At 41.0% G+C, this 11,912-nt stretch carries 11 protein-coding genes and 1 pseudogene; 2 read left to right on the top strand and 10 right to left on the bottom strand.

Features of this window, described 5'->3' with window-relative positions:
- Positions 1–89: 89 nt before the first annotated feature.
- From AB6E51_RS15415 to artP, 8 genes are all read right to left on the bottom strand, one after another.
- Positions 90–581, bottom strand: coding sequence for an ATP-binding protein (locus AB6E51_RS15415; protein ID WP_102333314.1), 492 nt, complete (start codon positions 579–581; stop codon positions 90–92).
- A complete protein-coding gene (locus AB6E51_RS15410) occupies positions 578–784 on the bottom strand; it encodes a hypothetical protein (protein WP_102333313.1) in 207 nt (68 codons plus the stop codon). Before AB6E51_RS15410 ends, AB6E51_RS15415 begins: the two co-directional genes overlap by 4 nt.
- 643 nt (positions 785–1,427) lie before the next feature.
- Positions 1,428–1,853, bottom strand: a complete 426-nt coding sequence (locus tag AB6E51_RS15405; protein WP_372058637.1) for a hypothetical protein — start codon at positions 1,851–1,853, stop codon at positions 1,428–1,430.
- Positions 1,854–1,997: 144 nt separating this feature from the next.
- Positions 1,998–3,029, bottom strand: coding sequence for a DUF5677 domain-containing protein (locus AB6E51_RS15400; protein WP_372058635.1), 1,032 nt, complete (start codon positions 3,027–3,029; stop codon positions 1,998–2,000).
- Positions 3,030–3,340: 311 nt separating this feature from the next.
- A complete protein-coding gene (gene artM / locus AB6E51_RS15395; RefSeq protein WP_017068344.1) occupies positions 3,341–4,009 on the bottom strand; it encodes an arginine ABC transporter permease ArtM in 669 nt (222 codons plus the stop codon).
- Positions 4,006–4,692, bottom strand: a complete 687-nt coding sequence (artQ, locus tag AB6E51_RS15390; RefSeq protein ID WP_017078229.1) for an arginine ABC transporter permease ArtQ — start codon at positions 4,690–4,692, stop codon at positions 4,006–4,008. The genes artM and artQ overlap by 4 nt, the downstream gene beginning before the upstream one ends.
- 3 nt (positions 4,693–4,695) lie before the next feature.
- Positions 4,696–5,427, bottom strand: a complete 732-nt coding sequence (locus AB6E51_RS15385) for a lysine/arginine/ornithine ABC transporter substrate-binding protein (protein WP_017070691.1) — start codon at positions 5,425–5,427, stop codon at positions 4,696–4,698.
- Positions 5,428–5,547: 120 nt separating this feature from the next.
- Complete coding sequence (gene artP, locus AB6E51_RS15380) at positions 5,548–6,276, bottom strand: arginine ABC transporter ATP-binding protein ArtP (protein ID WP_032545343.1); 729 nt, start codon at positions 6,274–6,276, stop codon at positions 5,548–5,550.
- Between the two features lie 563 nt (positions 6,277–6,839).
- On the opposite strand from artP, the pseudogene AB6E51_RS15375 reads away from it, so the two are divergent.
- Positions 6,840–7,706 (top strand): annotated as a pseudogene (locus tag AB6E51_RS15375) (ABC transporter transmembrane domain-containing protein); the annotation flags it as partial.
- A 418-nt stretch (positions 7,707–8,124) separates the two neighbouring features.
- Here AB6E51_RS15375 and AB6E51_RS15370 read toward each other — a convergent pair.
- Both AB6E51_RS15370 and AB6E51_RS15365 read right to left on the bottom strand, forming a co-directional pair.
- Complete coding sequence (locus AB6E51_RS15370) at positions 8,125–9,009, bottom strand: hypothetical protein (protein ID WP_372050078.1); 885 nt, start codon at positions 9,007–9,009, stop codon at positions 8,125–8,127.
- 124 nt (positions 9,010–9,133) lie between these two features.
- A complete protein-coding gene (locus tag AB6E51_RS15365; RefSeq protein WP_372050077.1) occupies positions 9,134–9,883 on the bottom strand; it encodes a hypothetical protein in 750 nt (249 codons plus the stop codon).
- A 206-nt stretch (positions 9,884–10,089) separates the two neighbouring features.
- Between AB6E51_RS15365 and AB6E51_RS15360 the strand changes: the two genes are divergently transcribed.
- Positions 10,090–11,541 carry a P-loop NTPase fold protein gene (locus AB6E51_RS15360; protein ID WP_372050076.1) on the top strand — a complete coding sequence of 484 codons (1,452 nt, stop codon included), beginning with the start codon at positions 10,090–10,092 and terminating at the stop codon, positions 11,539–11,541.
- Positions 11,542–11,912: the final 371 nt, after the last annotated feature.

Below are 11,912 nucleotides of genomic sequence, written 5' to 3'. Positions count from 1 at the left end.
TGGACGACTCAGACTTTCATAAACCCAATGTAACGGAAGACTTAGAACACAAGCTAGATAACAAAAACACCTCTCACCTGCGCGCCTAACTACATACCTTTTTGAGCTTCCTGTTGAACCCAAACAACATTTTCGTTTGAAGTTGGAACCTCAAACCAAGACCAAAACAGATCTAACATTTCAGGTGTCATTTCATAAGACCTACCATTCAGTTCCGAGTTACGGCTGAATGCTCTCTCCTTGCAAGTCTCAAACGGAACATCAAGATAGTGAACTTCGCTGTCCACACCTAGGTTTGATGCCCAGCTTGTAAAAGAATCCCGATCAGACTCACGCCAAAAACCAAAGTCAAAAATCACAGGGACACCCAAAGAAAAGAGCTGCATTGCAGAGTCCTTGAATAAACCTTGTAACGTAGCCAGCCGGCTATCAAAAACCTCACGCTCCATATGCTCGCCATACAAAGGAATCATCCACTCATCGATTGAGAAACGAAAGGCGCCATGCTTTTCTGCAAGCGCTTTCGAGTAAGTCGTCTTACCCGAACCGATAAAGCCACATACGAAATAGATTTTAGTCATGATTCCCCTTTAGCCTCCCTGTTACGCATGATTCTTTCTATTAGAAGTGTACCAATGCTGCTCACTACAAACGTAAAAGCAAACGCCACAATTGGCCGATAGAAATCAAACGTACCATCCGTCATAAAAAAGTACTGATGAATTGCGACACCAAAGCCAATCCCTAATGCCAGCTTCAAGTTCTTGAAAATTCCTTTTTTCATGTTCATTCCCTCGTAGAAAGCAAAACAATGTATAGGTGTGAGTGACGTTACGAACAGATCTTAAATCATTGCGACGTAAACACTGAAATTGAAGTAAGCCGAAAATAACGCCGTTGAGCATCCGTTTTCAGTGCTATGTCAGGCTAATTTTTCCTGACGTTCTTGAGTGCATGTTTGACCTTGTCGTAAATAAAACTAAGAAGTGCACCGACAAAGACAAATAAACCAAGGTCAATCAGAGCAAGTTTAAGACTGAACGGGTCTGAAAACAGGTTATAGGTGAATCCCATTTGCAAACCAATAAATTTAGTTAAAAAAACTGTAGGTATGATCAGAAGTATATTCACGTATTACCTGAAAAATTGACTAAAGAAGTAGAGTTCTAAAGCACATACTACTTTTGCTCATTTCTCAGGCAAGGAAATAGGTCTCGATTTACCCTGAAACGGGGATGCAATATGAATTTCAACACGATGAGTGGTGCGCCCTGTTCAAGGCGGAGTAACGCAATGCCGAAGCAGCCTTATACTTCTTAAATGGCTAATACAAAGGCATAGTTAAAATGCCGTGTGTTGTGAATCACTCTTGAACAGCTCGGATGGATAATAAGCACTCCAATCTAGTAAGATGAGGCTCAGACTTGCTATACGTTACTTCCAAGCTCAGAATTTGGCCTCAACTTATTGCTAAAAACGAACAGGCAACTAACCAAAATGCCTATCTCGAAAAGCTGACATAGAAAAGATGCTGTCTTAAACACCAGACCAGATTCCATCCAGGGCATCGCTATTTCCATTAGCACAGCGGCAAAAACCAAAGCATACCCAACCCATTGATGCCACTTACCTAACATGGGTGAAAAATGATAGAAAGCTAACAAATAGAGCACCGAAAAAAAAGGCATTATAAACCAAGTGAAATATTCAAGAATTTCAACTAACGAGCGACCAACTTCGCCCAAAATCGCCATTAGAATCGGGATAATAAAATTGAGTATCATGTAAAGAAACGGGTAGATAAGAATACCCAAGGTAAGATACCGAACCGACTTTTTAACTCTAGTTTCCACTTGTACTACCTTCTCAAGTTGGAGTAGCGCATGACTCCCAATTAACTTGCTTAGCAATACAAAGATTCAGCATTGTGCCATAAACACTAAAACTGGAGTAAAAGCAAAAATGCCAAGCGTTGGGAATCCCTCTTAAATTGCTTGTTATGAATCAGAATTTCTCGACAACTTGAGAAACTCACTACCAATATCATCTGAATAGCATGTTGCAATTTGCATCATTACAATTGCATCCATTGACGGTCTTAACATAAGTAACGCACTCGTCACTTGAAGTAGACTAATTGCAGTCGCATGAGCAGGGTCAGTCATCCCCGAATTACTCTGCCCCACAACTAATATATCTTCTTCACATTCTTCGAGAGCTAAACGATTTCTTAATCCTTTTGAGCCAGCGTGAATATTTTGGCTTGCCCATTTATAGTAAGGACGTAAGTGCTCAAGACCAACGTCTTTTTCAATTGCACCAAAGCCAACACGATTATGCGCAGGAAACAAATAAGCGGCCCATCCGTAGTGTCCTGAGTAACCTTTTCCGTATTTTTTAATTAGGTCATCGTAGACCTTTTTTACTTCTTGTATTTCTGTGTCTGTTGGTGCTTTTGCTTGAAGTCTGCTTTCATATTTCCGGTGCTCTTTCATGGCATCGTAGGAATCCACAACATCATGAAAGTAAAATCTTTCTGCACACTCTTGACCATGTTTAGCGATAAACAATGCAGTAGCACTCACTTCATGCAACGCCCTCCAGCGTGAATGCGCTGCATCAGGGAAACCATTTTTCATTAAGCATAAAATTTCATTTGCGATGTGGCAGGCTCTCGCATGATGACGAACTAAAAGATCAAATACCAAATCTCCTTGTTCCGCTGCTTGAGGGCGATGTTCAGAGTTTAAGGTTTCACCTGCTTCAGTACAAATCACGATATGAGTTTCTAGAAGATCAAAGCCTGACTTCCACCTGTCAACGTTCCTATCAGCAAATGAATTGTAGTCATACCTGCGATTTGAAAGCATTTCTGGCATCGAACTGGCCAATGATGCACGTATTGCATCTACGAAATCAGGTGTTATATCTGCTATTAGCATTTCTATATCCAAATCTTTAGCTTTATCTGGATTTTCGGCAATCAAATCTTCAATGAACTTCTCGAATTGTTCTTGAATAGTGCTCATAAGTCTCCCTGATTCATAACAGCTATTAGACTGAAAAATTCTGCATTCAAATACAGAATCATTCTATCTAGTTTCATATGCATATTAATTTACCACGATTAATCACAGCAATTCAGTGACTTAAAACATAGATAGACTCATTGAATGACAAAATGCAGAATATTTCTATATAGTATGAATTTCGCAAAAACCCCGCTCTACTAGATATAAAAACAGTACCTCTGCGCATACCCCAAAAACAAAAAAGCCTGCCATTTATGCGAACATAAATGGCAGGCTTTATACGTTAATTAAATTTGTTTGTGGCTAGCTTACGCGGCTTCGAATGCGAGGGCTTTCTTCTCTACTTGGCGGAAGATCAGCGTTAGTATGCCGTTTACTGCTAAGTAGAATGCGCCGGCGATACCAAACACAGTAAGTGTGTCGTAGGTTTGGCCGTTGATACGCTGAGCGTAACCCATCAAATCCATGATGGTGATGGTGCTTGCCAGTGACGTACCTTTGAAAACTAGAATCACTTCGTTCGAGTAAGCTGGAACGGCGCGGCGTAGTGCATATGGCAGTAACACTTTCAGCGTTGCGATTTTGTCCATACCAAGTGCGCGACATGCTTCCCACTGCCCTGCTGGAATGGCGTTGAATGCGCCTCTGAACAGTAGCGTGCTGTATGCCGCGGTGTTCAAAGCTAATGCTAACATTGCGCAGAACCAAGGTTGGCTTAACCAAGTCCACATGAAGCTTTCACGAATCCAATCGAACTGACCCGGGCCGTAATACACCAAGAAGATTTGAACCAACAATGGTGTGCCAGTGAACAGCGTGATGATGCCACGAGTGAACCAGTGAATCGCCGGTATTCTTAGAATTAGCGTTACCGTCATCAGCAGTGACAAGATACAACCAACAAGCAATGAAGCGCCTGTGAGTTGAAGACTGGTCACTAAGCCTTCAAGCATTTGAGAGAGGTATTGTTGATTCATGCCATTGCCCCTTTGTTACCCAAACCTTGAATAGAGAACTTACCATCAATCACTTTTACCAATCTTTGTGTGATTAAAGTGATGACCAAGTAGATTGCTGCTGCTGTCGCGTACCAAGTAAATGCTTCGTGCGTTGCAGCGGATGTTAGTTGTGCTTGTTTCAACAAATCTGTTACGCCAATTAGCGAAACTAATGCAGTGTCTTTCAGTAACACTAACCATTGGTTGGTTAACCCTGGTAGTGCGTGTCTTACCGCTTGAGGTAACACGATACGAAAGAATGAACGTGATTGAGAGATACCAAGCGCGCTTGCTGCTTCTCTCTGCCCTTTGCTTACTGCTTTTAATGCACCACGCAAGGTTTGCGAAGCGTAAGAAGCAAAGATAAGTGACAGTGCAACAACACCAGATAAGAACGGGCTCACTTCTATGAAGTCGCCAGTGATCATGAACAGAACTTGTGTCGAACCAAAGTAGATAAACAGTACGACCAGAATTTCTGGTAAACCACGAACAATCGTCACAAATGCAGTCGTTGGCCATTTGATTGCAATACGACGAGACATCTCACCACTTGCAAACAAAACTGCTAGAACCAATCCAACCAATAGGCTTACGAACGCAAGCTGAACAGTCATCCAGCTTGCTTCGACGAGCCCTAAAGAGTAACCCGTTAATTCCATAAATTACTTACCGAAGTACTTGTTGAAGATCTTGTCGTATTCGCCGTTCGCTTTCACTGCTGCAAGTGCAACGTTAAGCTGGTCTACAAGTTCTTGGTTGCTCTTGTTTACTGCGATACCAAAGCCGTTACCGAAGTACTCTTGGTTTGTTACTTGATCGCCAACGTACGTTAGGTTGTCTTCTTTCTTGAACCATTCTGCTACAACGGCTGTGTCACCGAATACAGAATCGATACGACCGTTTTTCATGTCGATGAATGCATCTTGGTAGCTTGAGTAAGGTACCGCTGTTACGCCAGTCATTTGCTCAAGTAGGAAGCTCTGGTGAGTAGAACCGTTTTGAACGCCAACACGCTTACCTTCTAGTGCTGCTTGGTCTGCGACTTTGCCTTCGAAAGAAATGAATGCTGCAGAGTTATCGTAGTATGCGTTAGAGAAGTTCACTTGTTTAAGACGCGCTTCTGTGATGTCCATTGCCGAGATAGCCGCATCGTAACGTTTGAATTTAAGTGCAGGGATCAAGCTATCGAATGCTTGGTTGTGGAAAGTACACGTTGCTTTCAGCTCTTCACAAAGTGCGTTTGCTAAGTCTACGTCAAAACCCTGAATTTGGTTGTTCTCATCCATGTATTCGAATGGTGCGTACGTTGCTTCCATCGCGAATTTGATTTCTTCTTTAGCCGCTGCGTTAAAAGAAGCAAGGCCGATAAGTGAAGCTAGTAGAATCTTTTTCATTTTGTTACTCCGAATACTGTGTAATAGCGGCCTGTGGCCATTCTTATAATTTGATTGTTTTAATTGATGTTGTGTTTAGCTAGATCTAGTGAGTCAACTTTCTTTTAATAAGTGACTTACTTAATGAGTCAGATACTCGGCAAACTCAGGTGTCTGCGGATTAACGAATGAATCGCTGGTGCCGTGTTCAACGATGTACCCTTTCTCTAGGTACAGAACGTGGCTAGCAATCTTCTTCGCGAAATCGACTTCATGCGTCACGACCACTTGGGTAATGCCCGTTCCGCTCAATTCTTTAATAATGCTCACGACTTGGTTGGTGATCTCAGGATCAAGCGCCGCTGTTGGTTCATCAAACAACAACACATCCGGTTTCATCATCAGCGCACGTGCAATCGCAACACGCTGTTGTTGACCGCCAGACAGTTGAAGTGGCCAAGCGTCTGCTTTGTCGGCAAGTTGAAGTGTCTTTAGGACTTCTTGCGCTTGCTTAATCGCTTCTTGCTTATCCAAACCCGCCACTTTGGTTGGTGCTTCAATCAAGTTTTCCATCACCGTCATGTGTGGCCATAAGTTGTATTGCTGGAACACCATGCCGACTTTACGACGAAGTTTAAGCCCCTGCTTCTCTTGGATTTGGCTTGAAAAATCGAATTGCTCATTCGCAATGTCTAATTCGCCGTTGTCCGCGATTTCAAGCAGGTTCAATACACGCAGTAATGAACTCTTGCCCGCGCCGCTTGGGCCAAGCAATACCAAGGTTTCGCCGCTCTCACAGTCGAAACTGATGTCGTGAAGAACTTGGGTATCACCGTATGATTTGTTGATGCTCTTTACTTGAATACTCATGCCACAATACTGCATTAATTGTCATTTATTGGTTATTCTATTCAATCCGAGGTTTTATGCAAGAAAAATGTATAAAAAACTACTTTGTTGAATTTTTGTAACAAATATTGCACAAAAAACAGTCGCTATAACTGGTCTTACAACCAAAACTCGCAAGCCATTGATAAAGCTAATATCGAGATAAAAAGCAAACGTTTTGCTATCAATTTATAAATCATCGCATGGTTGCTTGTTTATATGTGCACTCTCCTATCAACGCTAATTTACTTGCATAAAAATTAAGGTTAAATAGCTTGGTTCCCTATCCAACTGACTGGATCAAAATGCTTAGTTTTCCTTTAAGGTCGCTTCGAATTATTCACTTAGTGTTGATGAAATATTGGAAATTGAGTTTCCTGGGGAGCGTCACAGCGCAATAAATGCTTTAATGGGTTCGATTCTCAACAACAATTACTGCCCAGCGAATAACGCGCAGTACAGGCAATAAGTCATAAAGCAATTAGCCATAAGCAACAAGCAACAAGCCATCTATTTTTAAAGCGACAACACATTAAGGCAGTCATATGCAAAACGATGTCTCTTCTACGCTCGACTCAAACCAGCGACAGACTCAAAAGAATCCCGATGCCAAACCTGAGAAAAAAAGCCTCAGTATTTTGTTTGAGCTGAGTAAATTCATTCAGCCTTATCAAGGTCGTGTTATTGCTGCGTTGATCGCGTTGATCTTCACAGCGAGCTTAACCCTCTCAGTCGGACATGGTATTCGTCTTCTCATCGACCAAGGTTTTAGCCAACAATCACTTTCAGATTTAGGCAGCGCGATTCAGTTCATCATGGTCGTGGTCGTGTTGATTTCGATTGGTACTTTCTTCCGCTTCTACTTGGTTTCTTCTGTTGGGGAACGCGTGAGTGCAGACATTCGCTTATCGGTTTTCAATCATGTCGTGACGCTGCATCCGAGTTACTTCGAAACCAATGGCAGTGGCGACATCATGTCGCGCATTACAACGGATACTACTCTGCTTCAAAGCATCATAGGTTCATCGTTCTCTATGGCGATGCGCAGCGCGTTGATGTGTATTGGTGCAATCATCATGCTGTTTGCCACCAACATTAAGCTGACGTTGATTGTATTGGCCTCGGTGCCATTTATCTTGATCCCGATCCTTGTCTACGGGCGTCGTGTCAGAGCCCTATCTCGTCAAAGTCAGGATTCGATGTCTGATGTGGGTTCTTACGCAGGTGAAGCGATTGAACACATTAAAACGGTGCAAAGCTACAGCCGAGAAGAGCAAGAGAAAGCGTCATTCGCGGTTGAAGTTGAAAAGGCATATGAGATTGGTCGCCAACGTGTAAAACAGCGCGCGATTCTTATCTCTGGCGTTATCGTGATTGTATTTAGTGCTATTGCAGGCATGCTTTGGGTTGGTGCTTACCTTCATAAGGTATTGCATTACTTTCTATTACACACCGCTAAGAATCAGGCTTGTGAGCTAGGTAATAAAAATGGCCCTTTTCGCACGGAATTATGGTTTGGATAAACCCTGTACTGCAACAAAATATTACCTTATACAACCTTATCTGCCACCGTTATTTAGTTACAAAACACCAATTGTTTAAGGAAGACTAAGATGACGGACAGTAAATATATCAAGAGGTGTAGTAACGGGAGCAAGGGTTATTGCCTAAATCATTTCTGGCGGGCGGACGACTCTTGTTATCAAGTGCCGTCTCCCTAAGAGCCTAGTGTGCAATGAAAATTGAGCCTAAATTAACCACTTAACACGCTAAACCAAAAGAAATCTAGAATGCCGAATGTAGCAAATCGTGTTGATGCATTTGTTATATTTAATCTTCGACTGTGCAGTTAAAACAAGTGTCCTCTATCAGATACCCACCGCAGTCATCACATGGAACCATGTCTGTTTTAATTGATTCCATACAGTCGGCACATCGATACCAAAGACACATACCAGCTCCCAGCTTTTCATCATAAATTACCGAAGGAGCTGAACACTCAGGACAGTCATAAAACTCTGACATATCAATATTAGTACGTTCAAAACCACATGTCGTGCAATAGCAAGCAATTGGAAATGACTCGCCATCGTAGATTACGAAGAGTGAATAGTTCTCGCAGTGACAGCAACCACCTTTTGTAAATTCATCTCTCTTGTTAACGTTTAAGAATGATTCTTCTACATCTGTTGCTTGTTCATCAAAGTTTATTCTATTGATCCCTTCGACAAATGTATCCAATGCAGCTTTCTCGCCCGCTATTTTCATAGCTGGTTTTATAACCATTAGATAGAGCTTAAGTAATGATGCTTTCAAGTCATTTGGGGTAGTTTCAAACGCAAAGTGCTGAATTTTATTGCGCTCTTTAGCTAAATCTTGAATAACTTTCAGATTCGCTCTTTGAAATTGTTCCGGATAATGTTTTTTTAGTTCTTGGCAAATGCCATTAATATCATTGGATTTGCAGTCGAATAACTCCTCTATGGTTGGCTGAAGTGGTGATTTACAATTACGGAACAATGAGTTTTTATCAAAAATAATTATTGGGTCTATCTGTACTAAGATTTCTTTAAGAATTAACTCTGCACCTTGAAAAAGTGAAAGAAGAGCCTTTTTATAGTGACTTGGGCTTTGTTTCTGCTCTGCATAGTCAAGGTAATCCATACCAGACTTGATGGAATCTAATGAATTTTCTATCAATGTAAACTTAATCATTATTTACTCTTTGCTTACTTTTTAAATATAACTCTGGGCATAAGGTGCGCCACTATGAACTTACCAAGCACACCAGACTCCATACCAAAAATGCCGAGTGTCCAGCGTCACCTTGATGCCATTGTTATGTACGTTTTCTATACTCAGTTGCAATTGCTTCAACGTACGCTTGAAATGCTTCAATCACAAAATTTAAGCATCCCGCCTCAAATATCACATACTGACCACATCTTCGCTCGCTTCCATCAACATACTTTTTCACTTTTCCATTCTCATCCATAGCGACTAACCCATCATGGTGAAACAGAGTTGGGTGGCTTTCAATTAATCCGTCTATTTCAGCAATCGGATTACCACTATTCTTGTATGCCTTCCCATCATGGTGAATACATTGATTTCTTAATTTTCTAAGTACATCAATTAGCTGCTGTTCTGGCTTATTCTTCAACTGAGGAAAATGACGATTTACAAAGTTATTTACTTTTACCAAACCTAAGCCCGGGTACTTATCAAATGACTTCCCACCAAGCTTTTTCTTTTGGTAACGACTGCACAAGGTTTGAAGCTCAACCTCGTAAGTACTGTAAATAGTTTGAAATGCAGAGCGTCGGTGCAGACTTGGAAAGTACTCTTTAAAGATCTCGTCCAACATCACTTCTGCATCAGAAAGTCCTTGATAATGCTCTACATAACTATAGATCCCTTCTTCAGCACTTAGCTCTATTTCGTGTGTCTCAGGCCCATTCTCTATGAACTTTCTAATTTCCTCTTCGATTACCTCTTCGGTCTGCAACACAAATGAAGACATTAGGTTATCCGTAAATTGAAGAGGTGAAACATGGGGGATGTGTAGTAAATCTGCTACAAGTGCCATTAATTACTCCTAAATGACAATAAAATTTTCAGCTTGTACAAGTAGCCGCATTAAGGTGTGAGCAGCGTTTGGCTATACTTGAGCGAAGCGAAACTGCCAAGCGTTGCGAATCACTCTTAAATGCTTTGTATGTGTATAAACTCAGTGCAACTATACTAAACCGATTTTTAAGGTACAATAGCCTTTATTTTAGGCGGACTAAAGCATTGAGTATATTAGATAAAGCAAAATACGAGCATTGGGGCACTACGCACAATTTTGCAAACTGCAAACTGAACCGAAAGGAATATGGTGAGTTTTTAAGCAGTTATTTGGTTGGCGAGACCAATGGATTCGTTCTTAATTTAAATGGAGCTTGGGGAGCAGGTAAAACCGAATTTCTTAAGCGCATTTATACTCACCTGCTTCAGGAGCGCCACCCAGTTATATATATTGATGCTTGGGAAAGCGATTTCTCGAAAGAGCCTTTAACTGTTATTACTAGCGAGTTACTAACCCAATTAGAATCCTTTAATAACGGTATTGGTAGTCAAGAAAACACTAAGCGCCTAAAGCAGTTTCTAAGCAAAGCTATAAAAGCCACAGCTGTTGGTGTAGTCGGCTACGCTTCAAAGAAATATTTGGATGACTCAACAATTGGCTCGAATGCCATGATGAAGTATTTTGATGAAAGCCCAGCCGATTTTATGAAGCAGCTAACATCTGAGTATTCGCAACAAATTGAAGCTATTCAAAAAATCAGAGAATGTTTGTCTCAACTAGCAGAGGTGCTGAAGTCAACTTATGGAGCGGAAATCCCTGTTGTTGTACTGGTAGATGAGCTAGACCGATGCCGACCTACTTATGCAATTGAAATGCTCGAAGTCATTAAGCATTTTTTCAAAACAGACAACTTCGTTTTCCTTATTGCGACCGATACAGATCAATTATCACACTCAATTAATGCAGTGTACGGGTATAACTTTGATTCAAAGCAGTACCTCAAAAAGTTTTTTGATCGAAAAGCAACACTGCCTTCACCTGACATTGAAGCATACCTGAATGCAGTTGGGATAAACTATGAGCAATATAGTCGCCTACGACTATTCCCTATTATGTTTAACGGCAGATTAGAGGATTCAATTAACAAAATTGTTAGCTTGCTTGCCGTTGGCTACGACTTGCACATTCGGGATATTGACCAGTTGATGAACAAGTTTCAATCTTGTTTACGTTCCGCCATGAATACGTTGGAACGAACTGGTAATTCGCAATACATAAACTTTCCTGCTTTGCTCATCGGTTTGATTGAGCACGAAAAATCGCAAGACATATATAACAAGCGTACCCAACGCTATTCCCCTGAGCCTACGTTATTGGGAATGAACTATGAAATTTCAGAAGATTTCACTCTTTTGGATCTAATTAAGCAATCTATGAACAATATCATCTATACAAGGCATGTTGGACAAGATCAATGGGGAGAGCCTATAACAACTTACAGGTTACCTAGCCGCTCAGCATACCGTGATGAATTGCAGTCGAGTATTAGTGAAGAGTATCAATCATTTATACTTGAGACCATTAACAATATGGATAATGGTAACAGACAACAATGCAAGTATTGGAACTGGGATGATATGAAGAAAGTAATTGAGTTAGCTGGCACTCTCGAGTAGTAAAAAAGTGGCGACATTGTGTAACAAAGCAGTGTCGCTGATGTTCTGGACAATACACATAACATTTTAATATCGTGCCAGCGCGAATTGATGTATTAAGCACACCTCAAAAACCATACCTAACGAACTGAAAAGTATACATATAATTCAGTTTAGATCTAATTTTTAGTTGAAAAGCGTGCAAGCACACATTGTTTCCGATTCAAGGCACGTTATCAATCCAAATCTTCTCTTTTTCTCAATTATTCAATGACTTATAAATATCCGAACACCATATTCGTGCGTAACTGTGATTGAAGGTCAGTCTATTGTGGATTCATAGACAGGATCTTAAGAGCTAACTTGTTTATTTAGATAGAAAAAAGGCTTCA

This window comes from Vibrio sp. 10N.247.311.47 (assembly GCF_041467535.1).
Classification (GTDB): Bacteria; Pseudomonadota; Gammaproteobacteria; order Enterobacterales; family Vibrionaceae; genus Vibrio; species Vibrio crassostreae_C.
The sequence above is the reverse complement of the archived record's forward strand: the minus strand, read 5'-3'. Positions and strand labels throughout refer to the sequence as shown.